The 25,795-nt window shown below is 65.8% G+C and carries 27 protein-coding genes; 23 read left to right on the top strand and 4 right to left on the bottom strand.

Going from position 1 to position 25,795, the window contains the following annotated elements:
- Nucleotides 1-534, bottom strand: coding sequence for an inorganic diphosphatase (ppa, locus tag LG299_RS12055; RefSeq protein WP_404430528.1), 534 nt, complete (start codon nt 532-534; stop codon nt 1-3).
- A gap of 114 nt (nt 535-648) precedes the next feature.
- Between ppa and tilS the strand changes: the two genes are divergently transcribed.
- Complete coding sequence (tilS, locus tag LG299_RS12060) at nt 649-1,617, top strand: tRNA lysidine(34) synthetase TilS (protein ID WP_404430530.1); 969 nt, start codon at nt 649-651, stop codon at nt 1,615-1,617.
- A 58-nt stretch (nt 1,618-1,675) separates the two neighbouring features.
- Here the strand turns inward: tilS and LG299_RS12065 are convergent, their stop codons facing one another.
- Nucleotides 1,676-2,206 (bottom strand): DUF937 domain-containing protein, encoded by a 531-nt coding sequence (locus tag LG299_RS12065; protein WP_404430532.1) that lies wholly within the window; start codon nt 2,204-2,206, stop codon nt 1,676-1,678.
- 102 nt (nt 2,207-2,308) lie between these two features.
- Here LG299_RS12065 and hpt point away from each other — a divergent pair, with 102 nt between their 5' ends.
- The 11 genes from hpt (at nt 2,309) to lysS (ending at nt 12,360) form a co-directional block, all read left to right on the top strand.
- A complete protein-coding gene (gene hpt, locus LG299_RS12070; RefSeq protein ID WP_404430534.1) occupies nt 2,309-2,860 on the top strand; it encodes a hypoxanthine phosphoribosyltransferase in 552 nt (183 codons plus the stop codon).
- Nucleotides 2,861-2,947: 87 nt separating this feature from the next.
- A complete protein-coding gene (gene ftsH, locus LG299_RS12075) occupies nt 2,948-4,957 on the top strand; it encodes an ATP-dependent zinc metalloprotease FtsH (protein WP_404430536.1) in 2,010 nt (669 codons plus the stop codon).
- A gap of 9 nt (nt 4,958-4,966) precedes the next feature.
- Complete coding sequence (gene folE / locus LG299_RS12080; protein WP_404430538.1) at nt 4,967-5,551, top strand: GTP cyclohydrolase I; 585 nt, start codon at nt 4,967-4,969, stop codon at nt 5,549-5,551.
- Nucleotides 5,548-6,366: a dihydropteroate synthase gene (folP, locus tag LG299_RS12085; protein WP_404430540.1), complete on the top strand. Its 819-nt coding sequence runs from the start codon at nt 5,548-5,550 to the stop codon at nt 6,364-6,366. The genes folE and folP overlap by 4 nt, the downstream gene beginning before the upstream one ends.
- On the top strand, nt 6,357-6,752 hold the full coding sequence (gene folB, locus LG299_RS12090) for a dihydroneopterin aldolase (RefSeq protein WP_404430542.1): 396 nt from the start codon (nt 6,357-6,359) through the stop codon (nt 6,750-6,752). The genes folP and folB overlap by 10 nt, the downstream gene beginning before the upstream one ends.
- On the top strand, nt 6,749-7,282 hold the full coding sequence (folK, locus tag LG299_RS12095) for a 2-amino-4-hydroxy-6-hydroxymethyldihydropteridine diphosphokinase (RefSeq protein WP_404430544.1): 534 nt from the start codon (nt 6,749-6,751) through the stop codon (nt 7,280-7,282). The genes folB and folK overlap by 4 nt, the downstream gene beginning before the upstream one ends.
- Nucleotides 7,279-7,773, top strand: a complete 495-nt coding sequence (locus LG299_RS12100; protein WP_404430546.1) for a DUF3180 domain-containing protein — start codon at nt 7,279-7,281, stop codon at nt 7,771-7,773. The genes folK and LG299_RS12100 overlap by 4 nt, the downstream gene beginning before the upstream one ends.
- Nucleotides 7,718-8,332 (top strand): PH domain-containing protein, encoded by a 615-nt coding sequence (locus LG299_RS12105; protein ID WP_404430548.1) that lies wholly within the window; start codon nt 7,718-7,720, stop codon nt 8,330-8,332. Before LG299_RS12100 ends, LG299_RS12105 begins: the two co-directional genes overlap by 56 nt.
- The gene (locus tag LG299_RS12110; protein WP_404430550.1) at nt 8,329-10,035 is read left to right on the top strand and encodes a PH domain-containing protein; all 1,707 of its coding nucleotides are present in this window, start codon (nt 8,329-8,331) and stop codon (nt 10,033-10,035) included. Before LG299_RS12105 ends, LG299_RS12110 begins: the two co-directional genes overlap by 4 nt.
- The gene (locus tag LG299_RS12115) at nt 10,032-10,763 is read left to right on the top strand and encodes a DUF2520 domain-containing protein (RefSeq protein WP_404430552.1); all 732 of its coding nucleotides are present in this window, start codon (nt 10,032-10,034) and stop codon (nt 10,761-10,763) included. Before LG299_RS12110 ends, LG299_RS12115 begins: the two co-directional genes overlap by 4 nt.
- 64 nt (nt 10,764-10,827) lie before the next feature.
- A complete protein-coding gene (gene lysS, locus LG299_RS12120; RefSeq protein WP_404430554.1) occupies nt 10,828-12,360 on the top strand; it encodes a lysine--tRNA ligase in 1,533 nt (510 codons plus the stop codon).
- Between the two features lie 44 nt (nt 12,361-12,404).
- Here the strand turns inward: lysS and LG299_RS12125 are convergent, their stop codons facing one another.
- On the bottom strand, nt 12,405-13,595 hold the full coding sequence (locus LG299_RS12125) for a DUF4192 family protein (protein ID WP_404430556.1): 1,191 nt from the start codon (nt 13,593-13,595) through the stop codon (nt 12,405-12,407).
- 114 nt (nt 13,596-13,709) lie between these two features.
- Here LG299_RS12125 and LG299_RS12130 point away from each other — a divergent pair, with 114 nt between their 5' ends.
- From LG299_RS12130 to LG299_RS12165, 8 genes are all read left to right on the top strand, one after another.
- Nucleotides 13,710-13,898, top strand: a complete 189-nt coding sequence (locus LG299_RS12130) for a hypothetical protein (protein WP_404430558.1) — start codon at nt 13,710-13,712, stop codon at nt 13,896-13,898.
- Entirely contained in the window at nt 13,895-15,361 is a 1,467-nt protein-coding gene (cls, locus tag LG299_RS12135) for a cardiolipin synthase (RefSeq protein WP_404430560.1), read from the top strand. Before LG299_RS12130 ends, cls begins: the two co-directional genes overlap by 4 nt.
- Nucleotides 15,362-15,367: 6 nt before the next feature.
- The gene (locus LG299_RS12140) at nt 15,368-16,237 is read left to right on the top strand and encodes a 2-nitropropane dioxygenase (protein WP_404430562.1); all 870 of its coding nucleotides are present in this window, start codon (nt 15,368-15,370) and stop codon (nt 16,235-16,237) included.
- A complete protein-coding gene (locus LG299_RS12145) occupies nt 16,234-16,503 on the top strand; it encodes a PqqD family peptide modification chaperone (protein ID WP_404430564.1) in 270 nt (89 codons plus the stop codon). The genes LG299_RS12140 and LG299_RS12145 overlap by 4 nt, the downstream gene beginning before the upstream one ends.
- A 69-nt stretch (nt 16,504-16,572) precedes the next feature.
- Nucleotides 16,573-17,934 (top strand): O-antigen ligase family protein, encoded by a 1,362-nt coding sequence (locus tag LG299_RS12150; RefSeq protein ID WP_404430566.1) that lies wholly within the window; start codon nt 16,573-16,575, stop codon nt 17,932-17,934.
- Between the two features lie 66 nt (nt 17,935-18,000).
- Nucleotides 18,001-19,464, top strand: a complete 1,464-nt coding sequence (locus LG299_RS12155; protein ID WP_404430568.1) for a polysaccharide biosynthesis tyrosine autokinase — start codon at nt 18,001-18,003, stop codon at nt 19,462-19,464.
- Nucleotides 19,465-19,498: 34 nt separating this feature from the next.
- Entirely contained in the window at nt 19,499-20,632 is a 1,134-nt protein-coding gene (locus tag LG299_RS12160) for a glycosyltransferase family 4 protein (RefSeq protein WP_404430570.1), read from the top strand.
- Nucleotides 20,632-21,522, top strand: a complete 891-nt coding sequence (locus LG299_RS12165; RefSeq protein ID WP_404434877.1) for a polysaccharide pyruvyl transferase family protein — start codon at nt 20,632-20,634, stop codon at nt 21,520-21,522. The genes LG299_RS12160 and LG299_RS12165 overlap by 1 nt, the downstream gene beginning before the upstream one ends.
- A gap of 235 nt (nt 21,523-21,757) precedes the next feature.
- On the opposite strand, the gene LG299_RS12170 is transcribed toward LG299_RS12165, so the two are convergent.
- Nucleotides 21,758-22,774, bottom strand: coding sequence for a glycosyltransferase (locus tag LG299_RS12170; protein ID WP_404430572.1), 1,017 nt, complete (start codon nt 22,772-22,774; stop codon nt 21,758-21,760).
- Between the two features lie 103 nt (nt 22,775-22,877).
- Here LG299_RS12170 and LG299_RS12175 point away from each other — a divergent pair, with 103 nt between their 5' ends.
- The 3 genes from LG299_RS12175 to LG299_RS12185 all read left to right on the top strand — a co-directional run bounded on the left by LG299_RS12175 (nt 22,878) and on the right by LG299_RS12185 (nt 25,794).
- Nucleotides 22,878-23,774, top strand: coding sequence for a polysaccharide pyruvyl transferase family protein (locus LG299_RS12175; protein ID WP_404430574.1), 897 nt, complete (start codon nt 22,878-22,880; stop codon nt 23,772-23,774).
- A 277-nt stretch (nt 23,775-24,051) separates the two neighbouring features.
- A complete protein-coding gene (locus LG299_RS12180; protein WP_404430576.1) occupies nt 24,052-24,669 on the top strand; it encodes an alpha-1,2-fucosyltransferase in 618 nt (205 codons plus the stop codon).
- Nucleotides 24,670-24,807: 138 nt separating this feature from the next.
- Complete coding sequence (locus LG299_RS12185) at nt 24,808-25,794, top strand: glycosyltransferase family 2 protein (RefSeq protein WP_404430578.1); 987 nt, start codon at nt 24,808-24,810, stop codon at nt 25,792-25,794.
- The last annotated feature ends 1 nt before the right edge of the window (nt 25,795 follow it).

Raw genomic sequence — 25,795 nt, forward strand, 5'->3', positions numbered from 1 at the left:
TCAGACGGTCTTGGGCGCGACTCCCTCGCCCTGAGTGCGGGTTTCGCCCTCGTGTTCGGCGAAGCGGACGATCGACTCGTCGAGAATGCGGTCGGCCTCGGCCTTGTCGCCCCAGACATCGACCTTGACCCACTTGTTGGGCTCGAGGTCTTTGTAGTGCTCGAAGAAGTGCTCGATCTCCTTCTTCGTGTAGTCGGGGATGTCGTCGAGGTCCTGGATGTGGCTCCAGCGGGGGTCCTTGGTGAGGACGGCGACGAGCTTGTCGTCTCCGCCGGCTTCGTCCTTCATCTTCAGCACGCCGACGGGGCGCACGTTGACCATGACGCCGGGGAAGAGCTGCACGTCGAGCAGCACGAGCACGTCGAGCGGGTCGCCGTCTTCGCCGAGAGTGTTCTCGAAGAAGCCATAGTCAGCGGGGTACCCCATCGGGGTGAACAGCACGCGGTCGAGGTAGACCCGGCCGGTGCCGTGGTCGACTTCGTACTTCACGCGGCTGCCGCGGGGGATTTCGATGACGGCGTCGTGTGCGCCCATGCGTGTGCTCCTTGAAATGACGGGTCGGGATGCCGCGCACCAGCCTACTCGGATGCCCGCCCCCGCCCCGAGTACCGTGGAGGAGTGGAGAATCGACCGGGCTTGGATCCTGCCGTGGCTGAGGTGCGTCGGGCCGTTCGAGGCGCACTCGCTTCGCTGCCCGCAGGCTCGACTGTCGTGATCGCACTCTCGGGCGGAGCCGATTCCCTGGCCCTCACCGCAGCAGTCGGGTTCGAAGGCCGCAAACTCGGACTGCGTGTGGCGAGTGTCACGGTCGACCACGGCCTTCAGCCCGAATCAGCGGAGGTCGCAGAGAACGCCGGTCGACAGGCCGCGTCACTCGGGGTCGATCCGCTGATCGTGCGCGTCGAGGTGGGCACCGATGGGGGGCCCGAGGCCGCCGCGCGTGCCGCGCGCTACGGCGTGCTCGCCGACGCCGCTCTCGATGTCGGCGCTGTCGCCGTGCTGGTCGGGCACACCCTGGACGATCAGGCAGAGACCGTCCTGCTCGGCCTGAGTCGCGGGTCGGGAGCGCGCAGTCTGCAGGGGATGGCTGCGCAGTCCGAGCTCGCGCCGGGGGTCGCGCTCCTGCGTCCTCTGCTGGAGGTGCGCCGGGCGACGACGTTCGCTGCCTGCGCGGCCGAAGGCCTGGCGCCCTGGAGCGATCCGCACAACGACGAGCCCCGATTCAGTCGAGTGCGCGTGCGCAACCGCGTCTTGCCGGTGCTGGAAGCAGAGCTCGGCCCCGGCATCGCCGAAGCACTCGCGCGCACTGCCGCGCAACTGCGCGAAGACTCCGAGGCGTTCGACGAAATGATCGACGAAACGATCGAAGACATCGTCGAGCACGCCGAAGCGGGCATCTCGGTGTCGGCGCCCGCGCTCGCGGCGAATCCAGCGGCGCTGCGCCACCGCATCATCCGGCATGTCGTCGCCGCAGAGTTCGGTCAGAGTCTCAGCCGCGCACAGACTCTCGAAGTCGCACGTCTGGTCACCGATTGGTCGGGACAGACCGCGATTGATTTACCAGGATGCCGCGCCCGCCGTGTCGGCGCGCGCGTGGAGTTCACCGCCCAGCCGTAGAACGCCCGCATGCCGAAGGGCGCCGGGCCGAAGCATCCGACGCCCTCAACTCGGCGAGCTACTTCTTGCCGCCGAGGAGTCCTCCGAGCAAACCCCCGATGTCGATACCGCCCGCCTGGCCACCGGTCTGCCCGCCGCCGAGGAGCCCGCCGATCAGATCGCCGATTCCGCCACCACCGTCGCCTGCGGCAGAGCCTTGCGACTGCTGGTTCTTGGCCAGAAGCCCCATCACGATCGGTGCAAGCATCGGAAGCAGCTTGCCGAAGTCGATTCCCGCGGTCTGCGGCTCGTCACTGAGCTTCTGCGCGACCTGCTGTTCGTTGCCACCGAAGACGTGGTGCAGGATCTTCTCGCCATCGGCGGTGTCGACCGCATCCACATCGACGCTGTCACCGAGGCCGGTGTGCTGGCCGAGCGCCTTCTCGATCGCTGCAGACCCACCTGGGGCCTGCGCGTTTTTCTGAAGGCCGGCAAGGATCGCGCCGCCTCCTTCTTCTACTGCCTGCCGGGCGACGCTCGGGTCGACCCCGAGCTTCGAGGCGATCTGATCGATCGGCAGTGATTTCAGAATGTCATCCAGCCCAGCCATAAGTGGCTCCCTCCGATGAAGCGTCGGGCACCATAGCCCGCCCGCGCTCAGCCTATTGGCAACCCGAATTCGGCTGGGCGGCAATTTGCCTAGACTCTGACCATGCGCGCCGCCGATATCCAGAGCGAACTCACCCAGGTCCTGGTCACCGAAGAGCAGATCCACGCGAAGCTCGAAGAGATCGCCGCGCGGGTGTCGGCGGATTACGCGGGTAAAGACCTCCTGCTCGTTGGAGTCCTGAAGGGTGCCGTGATGGTGATGGCCGACTTCGCCCGCGCACTGCCCGGCCCGATGATGATGGACTGGATGGCCGTGTCATCCTACGGGGCGGGCACCAGGTCCAGCGGTGTCGTGCAGATCCGCAAAGACCTCGACACCGACCTCCACGACAAGCACGTGCTGATCGTCGAAGACATCATCGATTCGGGGCTCACTCTGAGCTGGCTGCTGGAGAACTTCGCCTCGCGGGGGGCGTCGTCGATCGAAGTCTTCGCGCTGCTTCGCAAGCCGGATGCTGCCAAGGTCGAGGTGAACTGCAAGTACGTCGGCTTCGACATCCCGAACGAGTTCGTCGTGGGCTACGGCCTGGACTACGCCGAGCGCTACCGCAACCTGCGCGATGTCGCGGTGCTCGCGCCCCACGTCTACTCCTGACGCCGGTTTTCGTCCCGCCCGCGTCGATTCCGCCGTCGGCGAATGCACAGTCTGACCATAGGATGACCGCGATACCCTGAATCCACCATGGATTTCAAGAAGATCAGTCGCAATCCGTTCCTGTACGTCGTGCTCATCGGCGTGCTGCTCGTCGTCGGTTTCACGCTGATCACGAGCCTGAGTGCGGCGAAGCAGATCTCCACCCAGGATGGCCTCGAACTCCTCCGAGGCGACACCGTCACCGAGGTGGTCAACACCGACGGCGACAAGCGCGTCGATCTCACGCTCTCCAGCCCCTACGAGGGGGCTGACGAGGTGCAGTTCTATTACGTCACGGCGCGCGCGACCGAGGTCGTCGATGCCATCAGCGCGGCTGACCCGGCCGACGGCTTCAACGATGTGGTTCCGCGCGCATCGTTCTGGGACGGCGTGCTTTCGCTGATGATCCCAATTCTGCTGCTGGGTCTTCTGTTCTGGTTCTTGATGTCCAGCGCCCAGGGTGGCGGCTCGAAGGTCATGCAGTTCGGCAAGTCGCGCGCGAAGCTCGTGACCAAAGAGATGCCTCAGGTGACGTTCGCCGATGTCGCCGGTTCTGACGAAGCCATCGAAGAAATGCAGGAGATCAAGGACTTCCTGAAAGACCCGACCAAGTTCCAGGCGGTCGGTGCCCGCATCCCGAAGGGTGTGCTGCTGTATGGCCCTCCCGGAACCGGCAAGACGCTTCTCGCCCGCGCGGTCGCCGGTGAGGCCGGGGTTCCGTTCTATTCGATCTCGGGCTCGGACTTCGTCGAGATGTTCGTCGGCGTCGGCGCATCCCGCGTGCGCGATCTGTTCAACCAGGCGAAAGAGACCTCTCCCGCGATCATCTTCATCGATGAGATCGACGCCGTCGGTCGCCACCGTGGCGCTGGCATGGGCGGCGGTCACGACGAGCGCGAGCAGACGCTCAACCAGATGCTGGTCGAGATGGATGGCTTCGACCCCAAGGTCAACGTCATCGTGATCGCGGCGACCAACCGCCCTGACATTCTCGACCCCGCCCTTCTGCGCCCGGGCCGCTTCGACCGCCAGATCGGCGTCGATGCTCCTGATCTCAAGGGCCGCAAGAAGATCCTCGAAGTGCACGGCCGCGGCAAGCCGCTCGCCGACGGCGTCGACCTCGAGGTCGTCGCCCGCAAGACGCCCGGGTTCACCGGTGCCGACCTCGCCAACGTGCTCAACGAGGCTGCGCTCCTGACCGCGCGTTCCAACGCGCAGTTGATCGACAATCGCGCGCTCGACGAGGCCATCGACCGCGTGATCGCCGGTCCGCAGCGCCGCACGCGCGTCATGCGCGACAAAGAGAAGCTCATCACCGCATACCACGAGGGCGGGCACGCGCTCGCGGCCGCTGCGATGAACAACACCGATCCCGTGACGAAGGTGACGATCCTTCCGCGTGGCAAGGCGCTCGGCTACACGATGGTGTTGCCGCTCGACGACAAGTACTCCGTCACCCGCAACGAGCTGCAAGATCAGCTCGCCTATGCGATGGGTGGCCGTGTGGCCGAAGAGATCGTGTTTCACGACCCCACCACCGGTGCATCGAACGACATCGAGAAGGCGACGAGCATCGCTCGCAAGATGGTGACCGAGTACGGCATGACCAACGATGTCGGGCCGGTCAAGTTGGGCTCGTCGTCGGGTGAGGTTTTCATGGGTCGCGACATGGGTCACGGCCGCGACTTCTCCGAGCGCATCGCAGAGCGCGTCGACAACCAGGTGCGTGCGCTCATCGAGCAGGCCCACAACGAGGCCTACGAGGTGCTCAACTCCAACCGAGACGTGCTCGACAAGTTGGCGCTCGAACTTCTCGAGAAAGAGACCCTCGACCACATCGAGCTCGCCGAGATCTTCAAGGACATCAAGAAGCTTCCGCCCCGCGCCCAGTGGCTCTCGAGCGAGCAGCGTCCCGTGTCGCAGCTCCCGCCGGTCGAGGTTCCCCAGCGTCGCGAAGAGGCAGGACTCGCCGCTTCGGTCGAAGTGGAAGAGCTCCCCGCCGCCGAGAAGGCAGCCGTGCGTCGCCCGACCGGTCAGGCGCGCCCCGCGACCGCGTAAGCTCGGCCCGTGGCCGTCGACCGTGAGCGCGTAGCCGCGCTCGTACGCGAACTGCTCGAGGCGATCGGGGAGGACCCCGATCGCCCGGGTCTGACCTTGACCCCGGCCCGCGTGGCGGATGCCTACACCGAGTTCTTCGCGGGTGTCGGCGAAGACCCGTCCGCACCGCTCGCGCACACGATTTCGGTTTCTCGCGGCCCTGCGCCCGAGACTCTGCCGTCCGGAGCCGTCATGCTGCGAGGCATCCAGTTCCGGTCCGTCTGCGAGCACCACCTGCTGCCGTTCCGGGGTCTCGCTCACATCGCCTACCTGCCGGGCGAGCAGGTCGTGGGGCTCGGTGCACTGCCGAAGGTCGTCGAGATTCTTTCGTCACGACCGCAGGTTCAGGAGCGTCTGGGCGAGCAGATCGCGGATGTGATCGCGACGTCGCTCGATGCGCGAGGAGTGCTGGTGGTGCTCGACGCGTCGCACGAGTGCGTCACGATGCGCGGAGCGCGACAGACGGATGCGTCGACCCTGACGATCGCCGCGCGTGGAGAGCTCGCCGAGCCGGCGGCTCGTGCCGAACTGATTGCGCTGCTGGGGCGAGGATGACGGTGATCATGGGGATCGTCAACGTGACGCCCGACTCATTCAGTGACGGCGGACGCTTCGTTGATCGCGATGTCGCCATCGCGCACGGGCTCCTGTTGCAGGCTCAGGGAGCACACGTGCTCGATGTCGGTGGCGAGTCGACCCGGCCGGGTGCCGAGCGCGTCGACCCGTCGATCGAGCAAGATCGCGTGCTTCCGGTCATCGAAGCGCTCGCCCACGCGGGTGCCATTGTCAGCATCGACACAATGAATGCTTCGACCGCGGTGGCTGCGGTCCGTGCTGGCGCACGCATCATCAACGACGTCTCGGGTGGCCTCGCTGATCCCGATCTTCTCGCCGCGGTCGCCTCGACCGGCGCGGATGTCGTCCTGGGGCACTGGCGGGGGCCATCCGCCGACATGTATGCCCAGGCTGAGTACGGCGATGTGGTGACCGAGGTGATGTCTGAGATGCAACAGCGCATCCGTGCGGCAGCGGCCGCCGGCATCCCTCCCGCGCGAATGATCATCGATCCCGGTGTCGGGTTCGCAAAGACGGCGGCTCAGAACTGGGCCGTCCTCCGCGGGCTTGATCGCCTGACCGGGATGGGTCCGCGCGTGCTGGCCGGCACGAGCCGCAAGCGGTTTCTCGCCGAGGCGCTCGCGCCCGATGGGGATGTCGACATCGACGAGCATCGCCGCGATCTGGCCACGGCTGTGACCAGCGTTCTCGCCGCGCGCGCCGGCGCCTGGGGCGTGCGCGTGCATGACGTTGCCGATACCCGTGATGCGCTCACCATCGCGGGCCACTGGAAGGGAGAGAGTCGATGGACATGATGGACGAGATCACGCTCAAGGGAGTGCGCGGGTTCGGTCGCCACGGCGTCTACGATGACGAGAAGCGCGACGGCCAGTACTTCACCGTCGACGTCACGCTCTACGTACGCACAGCGCGTGCCGCCGAAACCGATGACGTCGTCGACACGGTGCACTACGGCGAGGTCGCCGAGCGAATCGTCGAGCTCATCAGCGGTGAGCCCGTCAACCTCATCGAGACGCTCGCGGCGCGGATCGCGGATGACCTGCTCGCCCGCGCCCACGTGCAGATGATCGCCGTCACCGTGCACAAGCCCGAAGCGCCGATCACGGTGCCCTTCGAAGACGTCTGCGTCACGATTCGCCGCATGGCCGCCGAGGTCCGCACGGCGGGGTTCGGCGCATGAACCGCCGGCTCGCCGAGGGTCTGCACGACGGTGCCGAGCGTCGCGATCACCCGGCCACCGAGGCCGTCATCGCGATCGGGGCGAATCTCGGCAATCGCGCCGACACGCTCGTCGCTGCGGTCGAAGAGCTCCGCCGACTGCCGCTGGTCGACGACGTGCGTTCGTCGAATGCCGTCGAGTCGATCGCGGTCAAGCCCGATGGACCGGATGCCTCGGCACCGACGTACCTGAACGCCGTGGCGATCGTCACCACGCGTCTCGCGCCGTCGGTCTTGCTGCGTTATCTGCACGCAATCGAGGAGCGCCACGGCCGGCAACGGCGTGAGCGGTGGGATGACCGCACCCTGGATCTCGACCTCATCGCCTACGGCGATGTGCACAGCAGTGACCCCTCGCTTGAGATTCCGCACCCGCGAGCCCACAAGCGTGATTTCGTCCTCGTGCCGTGGCTCGAAGTCGACCCCGACGCCGAAGTGCCGGGGGTCGGGCGCGTCGACGAGTTGCTCGCGCGACTGCGAGAGTCTTCGTGAAACGCACGAGACCCAGCATCCTGATCACGGCCGCTGTCATCGGTGTCGCGGCGGGATTTCTGCTCGATCAACTGCTTACGAGCGCTCGTCTACCAACCTTCACGCCCACGCTGACGCTGCCGTTCTTCGCTGCGGCGCTGGGCGTGATTGTCGTCGCCCTGGCGATCCCGATCCGCCGGGCTACGCACGGCACTGCTCGCGCACCGATCAACCCGTTCTGGGCACTGCGGGTCGCGGTTCTCGCGAAGGCCTCGAGCATCATCGGCGCACTCTTCGGAGGTTTTGGCGTCGGGTTGGCGGTCTTCCTGCTCTCACGGCCGGTTCCGCCGTCGGTAGGCTCGCTAGGGCCCATCATCGCGACAGCCGTATGCGGTGCGCTTCTTGTGGTGGCCGGCCTCGTTGCCGAGCACCTCTGCACAATCCGGAAGGATGACGATGACCCTCAACTCGGAACCGACGAACCCGAGCTCGATTCCCCCCACCACCACTGAGGGGACCGTCGCTGAGGCGAGCGAGCCCAGCGTTCTGGACGAGGGCACCTTCGCCCGGGTGAAAGAGCCGCGAGGTGCGAGCCGACTTCCGCTGGGCGACGGCACCTGGCACCAACTCGCTCGGCAGTATGTGTGGGTGCAGCTCATCAGCTCGGGGCTCGTCTTGGCCATCGTGGTGACCGCGATGCTTGTGCTCACGCTCGCGTTCGGGCAGACGTGGGCGTGGATCCCCGGCGGGATTATCAGCGCCATACTCATCTGGACCATCGTCATCACCCCGCGACAAGCACGCTCCTACGGCTATCAACTGCGCAAGGACGACCTCGTCTTTCGCCGGGGGATCCTCTGGCAGCGCGTCGTCGCGGTGCCCTACGGTCGCATGCAGCTCGTAGACATCACCCACGGCCCGCTGGACCGTGGTTTCAGCATCGCGCAACTCAAGCTCGTCACGGCGGCCGCATCCACGGGAGTCGTTATTCCCGGCTTGACCCAGCAGGCTGCGGAAAGCCTGCGTGACACGTTGATCGATGTCGCAGAGACCCGACGGACCGGCCTGTGAGCAGCATCCCGCCGTTCGACGAATCTCCCGTTGCAACGCCGTCGCCGTCGCCGTCGCCGACTCCGAACACCGCGCCTCCGCGCGCGCTGACGCGCTCGCCGCTGAGTGACGGAGAGTGGCATCGCCTGCACCCGCTCACTCCGCTGCTGCGCGGAGGGCTCGTGCTGGTCATCGTCGCTGGCATCGTCATCGCGAACCTGCGCGACCGCATCATCGAAGGCTTCGTGCCGGGGATGCTGGACGAGGACTACAACGGGGAGTATCCGAGCGACCCGATCGAATTCGTGATCGTCAACGATCTCATTGTCATCGCGCTGGTCGGCGTGCTGGTGCTCGTCGCGCTGATCGTCGCGCTCTTCTACGTCTCGTGGCGCTTCCACACTTTCCGCATCACGGGTGACGATGTCGAAGTGCGCTCGGGAGTGCTGTTCCGCACGCACCGGCGCGCGCCGCTCGACCGCGTTCAGGGTGTGAACATCACCCGGCCGATGATCGCGCGCCTGCTCGGCATGGCCAAGCTCGAGGTCGTCGGGGCGGGCCTGGACTCCAACGTCAAACTCGAGTACCTCTCGACTCCCAATGCCGAAGAGGTGCGGGCAGACATCCTGCGCCTTGCGTCGGGTGCGCGGCTGGGGGATGCGCGGGCGGATGCTGCCACCACCCCCGGTTCGCGGCTGTCGGGCGCCGCAGCCATCGTGACCGGTGGGCTCACCGAGATCATCGACGGTGTCGAAGAACCGATCAGCGAGCCCGAGTCGGTCGTGCACATCCCGGTCGGCAGGCTCATCGGCTCGCATCTGCTGAGCGGTTCGACCATCGGCCTGTTGCTCGCGATCGCCGCGATCATCGTCGGATCGATCGTCGGCACGCCCTGGTTGCTGTTCGGCATGATCCCCGCGGTGATCGGTTTCGGGGCGTATTGGGTGCGGGGCATCACCCGCGCCTTGCGCTACTCGATCGCACCGACGCCGAGCGGCGTGCGCATTACCTTCGGACTCTTCACGACGATCACCGAGACCCTTCCGCCTGGCCGGTTGCACGCCGTGGAGGTGTCGCAGTCCATCCTGTGGCGTAAGGCCGGGTGGTGGGCGATCAACGTGAACCGGCTCTCCGGCCGCGGGCCCACCGATACCTCGACCGACCAATTCGCCAGCGTTCTCCCGGTGGGAACCCGCGCCGATGTTGAGCGCGTGCTGCGGCTCCTCCTCCCCGATCTTCCCGAGCACGAATGGCCGCTGGTCTTCTCGCATGGCCTGTTGGGGCCGACGGAGGATGACCCGTTCGTCAACACTCCGCGCCGCGCACGGCTGTTCCGGCTGCTGTCCTGGCGCCGCAACGGATACCTTCTTTCGCCCGAAGCGCTCCTGCTTCGCAAGGGGCTCATCTGGCGCACCCTCGCCATCTTCCCGCTTGCCCGCCTTCAGAGTGTGGGCCTGACTCAGGGGCCGATTGACCGGGCGCTCGGTGTCGCCAACCTGCACGCGCATACGATCGCGGGCCGGGTGAGCGGGCAACTCGGAATCGTCGATCGTGCGGCGGCGCTCGACGTTTTCGAGAAGACCGAAGCCGGAGTCATCTCGGCCACCGCGGGTGACCGTACGCACCGCTGGGCGGGGGAAGGGGACGAAACGCCGCCCGTCGTTGACGAGCCGTGGCGGACCTACGCGCCGCCGGTCGACGCATCGCCCGAGGCTCGCTCGTGAACCGCGACGGACGCCTCGGCGTCGGAGTCATCGGAGCTGGCAAAGTCGGCCCGGTCATCGGCGCCGCACTTGCGGGGGCGGGTCACGCCCTCGTCGCCATCACACACGGGTCCGACGACGAGCGGATCGAGTCGATGCTTCCCGGGGTGCCGATCCTCGACGCCGTCGAGGTCGTGCGCCGCAGCGAGCTGGTCATCATCGCTGTACCGCACGGCGAGCTCGCACCGCTCGTGTCGGGCCTCGCCGAGACCGGTGCCTGGCAACCGGGGCAGCTGGTCCTCCACACCGACCCGGCCTACGGCACTGATGTCCTGCTGCCCGCTGTGGCGCAGGGTGCGATCGGGCTCGCCGTCCATCCTGCGATCACCTTCTCGGGGTCGTCCATCGATGTGCGCCGACTGCAGGATGCCTTCGCCGCGGTTACCGCCTCGGCACCGGTGCTCCCCATCGCCCAGGCTCTCGCGGTCGAGATGGGCTGCGAGCCTCTCGTCGTCGCTGAAGCCGACCGCGCGACGTACGCCGAGGCGATCGCGACGGCGACCACGTTCTCGCAGTCGATCGTCGAGCAGGCAGCATCCCTCCTCCGCGAAGCGGGTGTCTCCGCTCCAGGCTCGTACCTTTCCGCGCTCGTGCACTCGACGATCGAGGACGCCTTGACCGCGGCCGGCGCGCGCGACGAGCCCGAGCTACCCGAGGTGCCCGACCTCGACGACGAGTTCGACGACTGAGCCATCCCGAAAGCGTCCAGGCGCCCGCCGATAGACTGGTGCCGACTTCCGAGGAGCCCCACGCATGACCGATACGACCGCGCCCGCCGGCGCGCCCGAGACGACCGAGCCCACTGAAGAAGACATCTTCGAGCAGAAGGCCGTTCGACTCGCCAAGCGCGAGCGACTGATCGATGAGCGGGCGGATGCTTCGGGTGGTGCGTACCCCGTCACCCTGCCGATCACGACGACGATCCCGGCGCTTCGCGCCGAGTACGGCGAGCTCGAAGCCGGCGCCGAGACCGGTGTAACCGCGGGCGTCGCCGGTCGCATCGTGTTCAGCCGCAACACGGGCAAGCTCTGCTTCGCTTCGCTGCAGTCCGGCGATGGCAGCCGCATCCAGGCCATGGTGTCGCTCGCTTCGGTGGGCGAAGAGTCTCTGCAGGCCTGGAAGGACCTCGTCGACCTCGGAGATCACGTCTTCGTCAGCGGTGAGGTCATCTCAAGCCGTCGCGGTGAGCTGTCGATCATGGTGACCGAGTGGCAGATCGCGGCCAAGGCCATCCTCCCGCTCCCGAACATGTACGGCGAGCTGAGCGAAGAGAGCCGCGTCCGCAGCCGGTTCCTCGATCTGATCGTCCGCGATCGGGCGCGTGAGACAGTTCTCGCGCGGGCGAAGGTGAACGCGAGCCTGCGCGAGACGTTCACCTCCCACGACTTCGTCGAGGTCGAGACGCCGATGCTGCAGGTGCAGCACGGTGGAGCATCCGCCCGCCCATTCGTCACCCACTCGAATGCGTTCGATGCCGAGCTCTTCCTGCGCATCGCGCCCGAGCTGTACCTCAAGCGGGCCGTCGTCGGTGGGATCGACCGGGTGTTCGAGATCAACCGCAACTTCCGCAACGAGGGCGCGGACTCGACCCACAGCCCTGAGTTCGCCATGCTCGAGGCCTATCAGGCGTACAGCGATTACAACGGCATCGCCGACCTCACCCAAGAGCTGATCCAGAACGCGGCGATCGCGGTGTCGGGCTCGACCACGGTGACCTGGGCGGACGGGACCGAATACGATCTCGGTGGCCAGTGGGACCGTATCTCGATGTACGACTCGTTGAACGAGGCATCCGGACGCTCGATCACACCCGCCACCTCGCTCGAGGAGTTGGTCGCCTTTGCCCGCGAGGTCGGGGTCGACCTGCCCCCGCACGCCACGCCGGGCAAGCTCGTCGAAGAGCTCTGGGAGCACTTCGTCAAGCCCGGGCTCACCCGCCCGACGTTCGTGATGGACTTTCCGCTCGATACGAGCCCGCTCGTGCGCGAGCATCGCTCGATCGCCGGGGTGGTCGAGAAGTGGGACCTCTACGTCCGCGGCTTCGAGCTGGCGACCGGGTACTCGGAGCTCGTCGACCCGGTCGTGCAGCGTGAGCGTTTCACCGAGCAGGCGAAGCTCGCCGCTCGGGGCGACCTCGAGGCCATGCCGATCGACGAGGAGTTCTTGCGCGCGCTCGAGCACGGCATGCCGCCTTCAGGGGGTATGGGCATGGGAATCGATCGCCTGCTGATGGCGATCACCGGCCTCGGCATCCGCGAGACTATCCTTTTCCCGCTCGTTAAGTGATCTCCCTGGTCCCGCTGGTCAAGTGATCTCCCCCTTGCCGCTGGTCAATTAGCGATCCTGCGCGCAGGACGCGGGCGGAACGCCCAGTCGGGGAGGTGCCCGGCGCTGACGAACGAAAGCACGATCTCCGACAGTCCGTGCTCAGGGTTGATTTCGCACGCTTGGTGCGCGTAGCGCTCAGCATGGGTCGAGCGGCCCAGTGCCCACGAGAGCCACGCTGCGGCGGCGAGGGCGCCAGGGCGGAGGTCGCGGGGCGCGATCGCAGCGACGTGGCGCACGAGGTCGAGCGCGAGCACGAGCCGGTCGGCATCAGGTGGTTCTCCCTCTCCCCACATCCGCATTGCGAGGTGCGTCGGGTACTCCTCGCCCGCCTCCCACCGCAGCTGAGCATCGAGCGCGTCGTCGCCCACTTCGAGACCGTCACTCCACTGCACCAGTGCGATGTCGCGCAGCGCGGGGCGAGCCAGGCACCACCCGAGGAGGGCGGCCTCGTAGGGCGCGAGCGACACCGGGTTCCAACTCAGCGCGCCTTCGAACAGTTCGGGCAGATCATCGAGCTCACAGACGACAGAGAGCGCTTGCGGGTCAATACGGTGGTCGTCGTTGTCGGGCGTTGCTGCGGAGTTGGTGGCGGAGGATGCGGTGGTGGCAGCATCCGGACCGCAAACGATCTCTACCGCGCTCGCGAAGGCGCGGAACGCTCGCTCTGCAGACTCGCGCTGAGTCGCGCTGACCTCAGGAAGCTCGGCGCCCACGCGTTGGTCGGCGTCCGGTTCGGGAAGATCGAGGTCGCTCGATTCCCACCCGATCTCGGAGAGGGGGTGCCCGGCATCGGGGGAGAGCGGGTCGAGGTACGAACCCCACGCGTCGGGTGCAACGCACAGCGCATCGTTCACACGGACGCCACAGGCATCCGCATGCCGTTGCATCGCCTGGATGAGCCGCCGGTGCGGGGCGTCGCCCTCGTCGGCGAAACGAACGTCGGTGTAGACGACCATCGCGAACGCGTCGGCATGCGGGACTCGGCACATCATGCCCAGGAGAGTGGATGCTGCGCTCTCGAGCGCATCGGACTCGTCCGTGTCAGGGCGCGGGAGGTCGACGCGCATCGCGCCGAGACTGCGCGACCCGTCGAAGGGGATCAGCACGAGGCTGTCACTGGGTCGAAAGCCCAGCATGAGGGGGACGAGGGAGAGGAACTCAGCCGCCGATGCGGCTTTCACTGTGGTGGTCATGAAGAGAGCGTGCCGTCGCGCGCACCCACGAAATCGCGGGATCACGCGGGGATGGCAATTTCGGAAGAATCCCGTGCCTGGGGAGAGGACCCTGGCTGAACGTATGATTTAGGGATGGAGAGCTACTGGGGTGCGGTGCTGTGGTCGCTTCTGCCGACCGTCGTCGTCAGCGCGCTGTTCTTCTACATCCTGCGCAGTGTCATCCGCGCCGACCGCAACGAGCGTCGCGAGTACGCGCGGATCGAGGTCGAAGAGCGCGCGAAGCTCGGGCTCCCGCCGCGCGCTGACACGGCCGAGCAGTGATCAACATCACCTTCGACGCCACCTGGTGGCTCGTTCTGGTGTTCATCACCGACCTCACGATCCGTATCGCAGCCGTCATCATCGTCCCTCGCAATCGCCGTCCCACCGCGGCGATGGCCTGGCTCTTGGCCATTTACTTCATTCCGCTGATCGGTGTCTTCCTCTTCCTCCTGATCGGTAATCCGCGACTCCCACGCAAGCGACGCAAGAAGCAAGAGCAGATCAACGGGTACATCCGCGAGACGAGCGAGCACCTCGACTTCGGTACGCTCCGGCCGCATGCGCCCGCCTGGTTCACCTCGCTCGTGACCCTCAACCGCAACCTCGGCGCGATGCCCCTCGCTGGCGACAACGGTGCGCGGCTCATTTCGGACTACCAGCAGTCCCTCGATGCGATGGCGGAGGGCATCCGTACGGCGGAGCGTTACGTTCACGTCGAGTTCTACATTTTGCAGACGGATGCCGCGACCGACAACTTTTTCGCGGCGCTCGAGGAGGTCGCGGCTCGCGGCGTGACGGTGCGGGTGTTGCTGGACCACTGGGCCAACCGCGGAAAGCCCTACTACAAGCAAACGCTCAAGCGGCTGACCGCCATGGGCGCGGAGTGGCACCTGATGTTGCCGGTGCAGCCGTTCAAGGGCAAGTACCAGCGTCCCGACCTTCGCAACCACCGCAAGCTGCTCGTGATTGACGGCACCGTCGCGTTCATGGGCTCGCAGAACGTGACCGATTCCACGTACAACTTGAAGAAGAACATCAAGCGCGGCCTGCACTGGGTCGACCTCATGGTGCGCGTCGAGGGCCCGGTCGTAGCATCCGTCAATGCGGTTTTCTTGAGCGACTGGTACAGCGAAACCGACGAGGTGCTCAGCGACGAGATCGACCTGTTCTCGGTCAGGTCCGGCCCGGGTGACCTCGACTGCCAGATCATCCCGTCCGGTCCGGGATTCGAGTTTCAGAACAACCTCAAGCTCTTCGCGGGACTGCTTTACGCAGCTCAGCGCAAGATCATCGTCGTGAGCCCGTACTTCGTGCCCGACGAAGCACTGCTCCTCGCGATCACGACCGCGTGCCAGCGGGGGATCGAGGTGCAACTGTTCGTCTCGGAAGAGGGCGACCAGGCGCTCGTCTATCACGCGCAGCGGTCGTACTACGAGGCGCTGCTGCGTGCCGGCGTACAGATTTGGATGTACCAACGGCCATACATCTTGCACTCGAAGTCGATGACGATCGACGATGAGACCGCAATCATCGGGTCGAGCAACATGGACATGCGCTCGTTCGGTCTCAATATGGAAGTCTCCATGCTCGTCCGGGGCGAGGAGTTCGTCCGAGACATGCGCGAGGTCGAGCAGGGCTACCGCGATCTCAGCCGCGAGTTGACGCTGGCCGAGTGGGAGAAGCAGCCCCTGCGCTCGACCGTGCTCGACAACCTGGCTCGTCTGACGAGCGCACTGCAGTAGTTGACCATGGGTGAAGTCGACGTGGTGAAGATTCCCCGTGCGGTGCGCCTGCGACTGGGCCGAGCCGCCGTGCAGACGCTTGCCGACAGCGCGGGGGCCGACCTCCTGCACATTAAGGGTGACGCGGTCGACCTGTCGTTGCGGCCAGCAGCCGACCCCGGAAGCGACATCGACGTTCTCACGAGGCCTGCGCATGTTGCAGCGCTGGATGCAGTCTTGCGTGCGCACGGTTGGCAGCTTTACAGCACGTTCCATAGCGGGTCTCCCTTCGGCCATGCACAGACCTACATTCATGACATCTGGGGCTACCTCGATCTTCACCGATCGTTTCCGGGCATCCGCTGCGACGCAGACCGCGCATTCACGGTGATGTCTGCCGGTGGCGGTGTGGTCGAGTTCGGTGGGGTGCCGTGTGCAGTTCCCCACGTGACGGCCCAAGCGCTGATCCTCATTCTCAACTCGGCTCGGTCGCCTGCGCGCGGAGCGCGTGACCTCGCCGCCGCCTGGAATGATGCATCACTCGACCATCGAGGGGCCATCGCCGCACTCGTGGTCGATCTCGACTGCCCGGTGGCGTTCGCGGCGGCCACGGGACGACTCGATGACCACCAACATGAACGTGACTATCTCCTGTGGAAGACAGTCACCGAAGGCGGTTCACGAGCCGCGGAGTGGTGGGGGCGGGTTCGGGCGCAGCCGACCCTGATGGGTTCGCTCCGCACTGCTGCGCGAGCAACCCTAGTGAACTCTGACCGCCTCGGACACGTGCTCGGCCGGCCTCCGACCAGGCGCGAGGTCGTGCGAGAGTTCTTCGCGAGGCCGGAGCGAGCAATCGCGGAATTGTGGCACGCGGCGCGCGATCGGTCTCGATCATGACCGTGCTGCGGCCAGCACCATCACTGGGGCTCGTGGAGTCGGCGGACACCGTCTACATTGCATTCCTTCCCGATGGGCCGATCACCGTGTTGGACGGTGTGGCGCGGCTCATCTGGGATGCCGCGCTCGAAGGAGCCCGCGAATCGGTCCCCGATCGGGTCGCCGAACTGATGGACGGCGCAGTGCCCGACGAGGCTCGCGCAGTGGTCGCGGAATTCGTCTCCCAGTTGGTGGCGGCCGGAATCCTCGTGCCCGGGGACCTCTGAGCCGAGCGATTTGCGATACTTGAGCAAATCAGCCGGGGAGGGTCAATGGCGCCGCTAATGTCGCGCAGGGTGCCTTCGACGAGCCGGCTTGCAGAGTGGTGGGCGGGCGCGTGGCGATGGGTGCTGTTCGCAGCAGGCGCGATTATCGCGACATACTTCCTTCTCGAAGCGGGGCAGAGAAGCGGAATCGTAACCGCATCGGTGCTGGCTGTGCTCGTCATTGGAGCCGCTGCCACGGGTAGTCACGCATTGGCGATACCGCTCCTAGCCATGCCGGCGTTGTTCGTCGTTCAGCGTGTCGGTCTGGGTCCGACTGACCTCTCGGTGTCAGATGCCGCGCTCGCCGCCGCATTCGGAGTGGCGGTGCTACTCGGGCAACGGCCCTACAGCGGGCCGATGCGGCAGTTGCTGTGGTTCAACCTCGCATACCAGTTCGTGACGTTATTCACGGTGATCGTGAATCCGTACGTCGCCAATACCGTCGAATGGTTCCATGCGTGGCTGCTGATTTCGGGCGCGCTGATCGTGGGATGGGCGATCGGCGCGTCTGGGCGCGCGCGCACGGCACTTTCATTGATGTTGGGTGCGGCCTGCATCATCGCGCTCGGCACGATCGTCACTGCGATTCTCAACTTCGCTCAGGGCGACTTCACCGGGGTGTACCCGCGGTGGCCGCTCCCGATGCACAAGAATGCCGCCGGCACCCTCATGGGATTCATGGCGATCACGGCGTACGTCAATCCCGGCTGGCTCGGATGGGCTAAGGGATGGCGCTGGCTGTCGTTCTGGTTGCTGGTGGTTGGTGTTCTGCTCACCCAATCAAGACAGGCGCTCATCGGACTCGTGGTGGCAGCCCTCGTCATCGCGGTGCGAGGCGAGATGCGGCGCAGATCGATCTTCATCATTCTGATGGCTATCCCGGCGCTGATTCTCGTCGCGAGCACTGTCATCGAACAGATTGATTCGCAAAACCAGCACAACTCGTTCTTTCAACGCCTCGACTGGCTGCGTGAGGTCTACGCGCTATGGAAGCACTCGCCATGGTTTGGCCATGGATTGCGCTATTGGACCGATCACCCATACTCCAACTTCCAGCCCCCACAAGCCGAGTTGGAGGTGCTCGCCTCGACGGGGGTGCTCGGCCTCGCCGCCTTCATTGTGATGTGGATCGGTATTCTCGTCGTGCTCTGGCGCATCGATCCGCGATTTGGCACCCTGGCGTTCGCCGTGGTCTTCAGCCGCATCGCGCAGGCTCAGTTCGACCTCTTCTGGGTGGCGGCGCAGGTGTCGGTGCCGTTCGTGATCGCCGGACTTTGCTTGGGTGCGATGGCGCACGCCGAATCGCAGCGCGGCGAGCCCGGAGTGCGGGCGGTGGCGCGAGACTCGTCACTGCGTCCCCAGGAAGCCGGGGTCGGGCGCGTCGTGGCATAGCATGGTGAGTGTTCGAGACGCAGCCTAGGCGTCACCGCACGAGCGTTATAAGGCGTCGGGGGGCCCATGGATCTGCGAGATTACGTCCGCGGGCTACGTCGTCACTGGTTTGCGATCGTCTTGATGACGGTGCTCGGAATCGGTGCGGGCTATGGGTGGTCAGCGCTTCAGACACCTGTGTATGAGGCGTCCGCCAGTGGGTTCGTGCAGTCACGAAATACGACAGATGCTGCTGTTTCGATCACGGGCGACCAGGTCGCGCGGTCGAAAGTGGCGTCGTACATCGACATCGGCACGTGGCGCGGCGTGGCCGAGTTCGCGATCGAGGACCTTGGCCTGTCCACTACGCCGGAGGCTCTTGCGCCCCGAGTCACCGTGACGAACACACCTCAGACAGTCATTCTCCGTGTGACCGCACAGGCAGGGTCGCCGACCGAGGCTCGAGACCTGGCTGAGGCATGGGTGCGTGCGATGGCGGCGCAGATCGATGAACTGGAAGGCGATGGAACGCCAGGTTCGTCTGAAGTCACGGTTACGCTGGGGGGCTCGGCATCCTTGCCCTCGTCACCCGTGTTCCCCGACGTTCAGTCGGCGCTCATCGTCGGCGGGCTGTTTGGCCTCGGTTTCGGTGTCGCGTTCGCCCTCATCAGGAGTGCTTCGGATCGTCGCGTACGTTCGGCGGAAGACATCGAGTCCAAGACGGGTGTCGCCGTGGTCGGGTCTATCCCTGCCGCGGTCAGCGTTGCTCAAGGGCGTCGACTGATCCCGTCGGAAGGCAAGGGCACGAGTGACGGGTCGTTCGCGATCTCAGAAGGTATGCGCGCGTTGCGCACCAACCTTCAGTTCATGGACGTCGACAATCCCCCCCGGGTGATCGTGGTGACGAGTCCATTGCCCGGCGACGGAAAGTCGACCGTGGCGTGCAATCTGGCGACAACCGTCGCCGCTGGTGGGCAACCCGTGGTCTTGATCGATGGCGATCTGCGTCGCTCGATGGTCGGAAAGACGATGGGGTTGCCGAGTGGCGCCGGGCTCACCGACGTTCTGGCTGGGCGAGCCGAACTCGGCGACGTCCTGCAGCGCGCCGCGGGTGTGGACAACTTCTTCGTGTTGACTGCGGGGAGCGTGCCGCCGAATCCGAGCGAAGTGCTGGGGTCGGAACGAATGCGCTCGATTCTCGCCGATCTCTCGGGGTACGCAACGATCATCATCGATGCCCCGCCGCTTCTCCCGGTCACCGATGGCGCTGTGCTCACTCACCAGGCAGACGGCGCACTTCTCGTTGTGAGTCACGGCAGCACCACGATCGACCTTGTCGAGAAGTCTCTGGCGACGCTCGCTAAAGCGAGTGGTCGGGCGCTCGGGATCGTGCTGAACAAGGTGCCGCTACGCGGTCTCGATGCCACGCAGTACACGTACGACTACCGTAGCGACGACAGCCCCGTCGACCATGCGCCCAAGACAAACGAAAGCCCCGCCGCCGCCGCGAAGGCGCGCGCGCCTCGTCGTGAGCGCAGCAACCGCAGCTGAGCGTCGTCGTTTGTCGCAGAGTGGTCGTCGAGCCGTGAACCGCGTCGCTCTCGTCGCGTCGTCGTTTCATCCGCACGTCGGTGGTGTCGAAGAGCATGTGCGTCAAGTGGCGCGAGAGTTCGCCGCGCGCGGCATCGCCGTCGAGGTGTGGACGGTTGACCGCGGAGAGCACCTGGGCATTCGTGAGGTCGGCGGCATCACGGTGCGCTACCTTCCGGCACCGCTCCCCGCACGGTCTGTGGGCGCAATGACGCGGTTCGTGTGGCGCTTTCCACCGGCCTGGAGCAGGTGGAGGCGCGCGATGCGCGAGTTTCGGCCAGACCTCCTTCATGTGCAGTGCTTCGGGCCGAACGGGTTGTATGCGTTGGCGCTGCACCGACGCACGGGCGTGCCGCTCGCGGTGACGTCGCATGGGGAGACGTTCGCCGATGACGCGAGCGTCTTCGACAAGTCGGCACTCCTCCGACGGGGGCTGCGGTCGGCGCTATCGCGGGCGAGCATCGTCACCGGCTGCTCCGCAATGGTGATCGACGACCTGCGCACCCGCTTCGAGTTGAGCGATGGTGACGTCGTAGCGAACGGCGTAGACCTGACAATCGTTCCGGCGGCGCCACTGCCGGGGATCGATGGCCGCACGTTTGTGACCGTGGGTCGACTTGGCCGTACGAAGGGCTTCGATCTGCTGCTTGAGGCATTGGCGCGCACTGAGACCGCGATTGATACGCGCCTCGTCGTCATCGGCGACGGGCCGGAACGCGGCTCGCTCACGAAACAGTCTGAACAACTCGGCATCTCACATCGGGTCAGTTTCGTGGGGATGCTGCAGTCGCCGCAGGTCGCCGCAGCGATGGCCTCAGCGCTCGCTGTCGTCGTGCCGAGCCGTGTCGAGTCGTTCGGGATCGTTGTGCTTGAGGCGTGGCGTGCGTCGGCCCCATTGATCGTGACTCGCCGCGTCGGCGCCCCTGTGCGGGACCGTATTGATGCTGTGGTCGTTGATCCAGAAGAGTCGGCAACGTTCGCCCGCGCGCTCGACGCGGTCGCGGCCGACCCTGTGCTGCGCGAATCGATCGCCGCGGCGGGAGCCAGGCGGGTCGAGGCGTTTACGTGGGGCGCGGCTGCAGAGGGCTATCTCGGTCTGTACGCGCGGGCCGAGGAGACTGAGGCGTGATGAAGTACCACCACCCGATCCGGCGGAGGTTGCGCCAGGCGCGTCGATACGCACAGGCCGCGGCCGTGCCCGGGGTTTTCAGGCAGGGTCTGGTCATCCCGGCGCATTGGTGGGACGGTCATCCGAACTTCGGCGACGACCTAACGCCGTGGTTGCTTCCGCGGTATGGGTTCGTCCCGGTCTATCGCCGTGCGCGCGATGCGCAGCTCATCGGTGTAGGCAGCATCCTTGAGTTCGTGCCTGAAGACTTTGAAGGTGCGATCTGGGGCAGCGGACTCATCCGTGAGGTCGCGCGACCACTTCCCCGAGCACACGTGTTGGCGGTGCGGGGCGCGCTGACGCGAGACCTGATCGGCGCTCCGGCGTCAACGCCGTTGGGGGATCCGGGCTTACTTGTCGCGCTCCACATTCCGCGGCCAAAGACTCGCTGGCGTGTCGGGGTCGTGCCGCACGGGCACCACGTGTCGCACGTGGGTTTGCGTACCGCGATCAGCGAGGCGGGCGCTGGCGTTCACGTGATCGACGTGCATCGCTCCGCGGCGCAGGTGGTGCGCGAGATCGCCGCGTGCGAAATGATTGTGACGACATCGCTGCACGGCCTCGTCACCGCCGACTCGTATGGCGTTCCCGCGGTCTGGACCACGCTCGATCCACCGCTCGAGGGGGGCGACTTCAAGTTTCGCGACTATGAGTCCGCGGTGACGCCCGGGGTTTCGAGGCGCGCTGCGCTCCACGTTGGGGGAACATTGGCAGGCCTGACGCGCTGGGCGCGCACACCTGACCCCGACGTTGTCTCACGTCTAACGATCGACTTGCAGGGCGGCCTCGCCCGGCTCCCCGGGATCTTGGTCGGCTCGAAACGGTATCCCTTCCTCGCGGCTACGACCTGACGGCGCTAGTAGCGGGGATGCGGTGCAGATTCAGCACCGTCGGAGGGGAGCCGTTCGATAAACGCGCGGCCGCTGGGCAGCACGGACCGCTGTTCACTCCTCCCGGTCACCTGCTGCGGTCGTTCGTTGCCCACGACCCATACCGAGAGCTCGGCAGAGTCCTGGCGCTGAAGCGCGCAGTTTGCGCTGTTGTGAGGATGCCGGAGTGACGTGATGAAAGCGAGCATCGGTGCTGTCACGATCCGATGGATGCCCAGACCCGGGCATGTTCCAGAGCGGAGCGCTCCCAGGTGAACTCGGAGGCGCGTGTCTTGCCGGCGCGAACCAAGTCCGCGACCGCATCGTCTGATGAGACTGCATCCAACAGGCCTTGGGCGATTCCGGCGCCGGTGGGTTCAACCAGGATGGCGGCGTCTCCAGCCACCTCGGGAATACTGCTGGTTGCTGCTGCGACGACGGGAACGCCAGCAGCCATGGCTTCGAGTACGGGAAGGCCGAAGCCTTCGTACAGAGACGGCACGACGACGGCGTTTGCAGCGGCGACAAGGCCGGGCACATCGTCGTTGGGTACGTGCCCGACTATAACGGTGCCCGTGAGGCGGCGGAACAGGTATTCCCGCCGTGGGTGAGGGGGGCCCGACAGCACGAGCTGCAGGTCGGGTCGCTCGCGACGCACGCGAGGCCACGCGACGGCGAGAGCATCAAGATTCTTGCGCGCTGAAGCCCCACCGGCGTGAAGAACGAACGGCTGAGTGATTCCGTACCGGGCCAGCGCGTGTGCGTCGAACGGGGTCGCGTGGAAGAACCGAGATTCCACGCCGTTGTGGGCGACGTGAAGATTCGTTAGGCCTAGCAGGTCGTAGGCCTCGTTGGCGGTGAACTCGGACACGCAGATCACCGCTGCCGCTCGACGCAACTCCGACTGAGCGGCAGCGACAGGCGCCGACTCGTCGGCGAAACGCCATGCGATGACATCGTGCAATGTCACGCAATCACCCTCGGGCGCCGGAGGCAGTTCGAGGCTCGTTCGATGAGTGACGCGGTCACCCGCGTACAGAGCTCGACCGATGGCGCGACGCACACGTTCGGGGGCGCGCGCAACTCTCGCGATCGGCAACCGCCGGTTGCCCGCGAGCTCGCTCCGCAGAGAACGTATGTCGAGTCGACGGAACCCCCAGTCGAGGGCACTCGCTGCTTTCAGCGCCTGCGGGGTGCGGACGGCTATCTGCTCGGCGTAGTTTTGTGCCCCCATCCGAACTGCGTGCGGGACGGTGACAAAGGAAAGCCTCGGGCGTCGCGTCACGCAGTAAGACTATGCGAGCGGTGAAGCGCCGGAAGTCTAGTTGACTAGACCGATGGGGTACATGAGTCCGGTCCGTCGCCGCGCACGACGCATCTCGCATCTCGCTTCGGCGGCGACAAACCCGCAACTCTGGCGCGGAGGCGTGATCGTGCCTGCAACCTGGTGGGTGGGTGAGGCGAACTTCGGCGATGACCTGACGCGCTGGCTGCTTCCGCGTTTCGGTGTACTGCCCGTGCACCGGCGCCCAGCCGAATCGAGAATCGCCGCCGTCGGGAGCATTCTCGGGATGCTGCCCCATGACTATTCCGGCGTCGTCTGGGGCAGCGGGCTGATTCACCCCACTGCCCACCCGCTGCCGAACGCCACGATTCTCGGCGTTCGTGGACCACTCACGCGAGACCTCGTCGGGGCACACGCAGAGACCGTGCTTGGCGACCCGGGACTGCTGGTGCGCCGATTCGTCCGCCGAGGGCGACCGCGCTGGCGGGTTGGCGTAGTGCCACGACTGCACCATCGGAGCAATGCCGAGTTCGTTGCTCTCGGCAGCGGCGAGGACGCTCGCGTCATCGATGTGCGTCAGTCGGCACCGCGGGCGGTGGCCGAGATCGGCGCCTGTGAGGCAATCGTGACCACGTCCCTCCACGGGCTAGTCACCGCCGACGCACTCGGCATCCCGGCCGTCTGGACGTCTTTGGACCCGCCACACGAGCAGGGCGATTTCAAGTTCGCCGACTACGAGGCGGTCATTACCCCGGGCACCACTAGGCATGTGCCGTTCACGTCGGGGACTACGCTGGAGGACATGATCGCGCACGCGGGTGTTGCGTCACCCGCCACCGTCGAACGGGTCGTGGACGGGCTTTGGGAGTCCGGGCAGAAGTTGCAGTGTGCTTTCCCCGACGCCGCTCGGTTTCCAGGCGGAGTCTTTGGGTCGGGAGACAGTCGGTGAGTCGCGAGAGCGTGCGGCGTCTGCGTGCCCGCTGCTGGCCTTACTCCGGGCACCCCGCGTGATGACTGAGAACGTGTCTCGGCGAGCGCGCGAGCACCTCGCTTGGCGAGCCCGCCAGGGCGTTCGTCTTGCAGCGGACGGGTTGCGCCGCGGCGACCGCACCGTGATCATGACGCCGCCGGTCGGTCTTCGATTCGGCAACTGGTTGTATGTGTGGCTACAAGCGCACGCCCGCACGGCGTCAGGACAACCCACGCTCGTCCGAGAAGCCCCACATATGGCTTCGTGGTTCGAGGTGTTTCCGGCCTTGCGGGCGCTGACGATCGCGTCGGACGATATCAGGTTTCACGATGCACGCGAGTGGGATCACAATTATCGCTATCAGCGCTTCGGCCGTGACTTCAGTGGCGAGGCGCTGGCAACGTTCGTGGCGGACGTGCTCGGGCCGCACATTCCGGTCGACCGATCAGGCGCGCTCGTGATCAATGTGCGCCGCGGTGACTATTTCGCAGACGCCGCAGCCGAAGCGCGATTTGGGTTCGACCAAGTCGGATACATTCGAGATGCGCTTGGTAGGGTCAGCGGGGCCTCCCGCATTCTGGTCGTCTCCGATGACGATGTATGGTGCCGTGCCGAACTGGGAGGCGACTTGACGGCAGCCGCAGCTGAAGTCGATTACGCCCCGCCCGATCCGCAGGCGAACTTTCTCGCCGTAGCAGGCGCTCGAAAGATCATTGGCACGAACTCGACGTTTTCGTACTGGGGGGCGTACGTCGCGTGCGTACTCCAGGGCGATGCCGAGATTGTCATGCCGCAGTTTCATGCGCGCACGTCTGTCGGTACCGATGCCTACCAGCTTGATCCGCGCTGGATCGCCATTGAAGGCTACGCGTGACGGCGGGTGGCGACGAGGAAGTGGCCTTCCTTCCTGGGGGCCGTCAGTTCGTGCCGTCCGAGCCGTCCGAGGGGTTCGCTCCCTCGTCGACGACGCTCGCGTCCCCAGCAACGCCGCAGGTGTGGTGAGATCGACACGATGAGTGCCAACAACCAATCCTCCGCGCCGTCGGTCATCGCGTCGGTGGTCGTCGCAACATACCGACGACCAGAGTTCGTGCGAGAGTGTCTGACACGCCTGCAGGCACAAAGTCTGAGACCCCAGCGAATCATCGTGGTCGACGCATCGCCCGAGACGGATACGCGCGACGTCGTACGAGGGTTTGCAAATGTCGACTACCGACGAAACGAACGGGGCGCCGGAACGCTGTCGACGTCGCGGGCGATTGGCATCAAAGATCTGACCGACGACGTCGTAGCCTTCATCGACGATGATGCGTACGCCGAGCCGCAGTGGCTAGAGGAGTTGCTCAAGCCCTACGCAGACCCGTCGGTGGGAGCGGTCGGGGGTCGTGCGCTCAACGGGCGAGAAGGTGAAGCGGCCGAGGGGATCGGCGAGATTGGGCTGCTGCTTCCGGACGGTCGACTCACCGGAAACTTCGCCGCAGATCCCGGGCGAGACCTTGACGTGGATCACATGCTCGGAGCGAACATGTCGGTGCGGCTGAACGCGATTCGCGCGCTGGGCGGAATTCGAGAACTCTATCCCGGAACATGTTTGCGCGAGGACGCGGACATCGCTTTGCGGATTGGCAAGTCAGGGCTACGCGTGGTCTATGCGCCCAAAGCGGTGGTTCATCACGTTGCCGGTGACTACGCCAAAGGGAAGCGATTTGATTCGCGATATCACTACTATGGCGCCCGCAATCACGTCGTCTTGCTAGCGACGACTTTGGGCTGGCGCGACATACACCTGCGCCGCTATGTCCTCACTGTGGGGCGGCAGACACTTCGCGAGGTGCGAGGTGGAGTGCGAGCACTTCGGGATCGCGAGCGTGCAGGAATTGGTGCGAAGCTGAGGGGTCTGGCCGGCGGTTTGCGCCGCGCGGCAATTCTCGTCGTCGGCACAATTGCTGGCGGCGTAGCCGCCGTCGCTGCTCGACCGACGATCGTCCGGCGGGGATAAT

Source organism: Microbacterium lacus (assembly GCF_044794305.1).
Taxonomy (GTDB): domain Bacteria; phylum Actinomycetota; class Actinomycetes; order Actinomycetales; family Microbacteriaceae; genus Microbacterium; species Microbacterium lacus_B.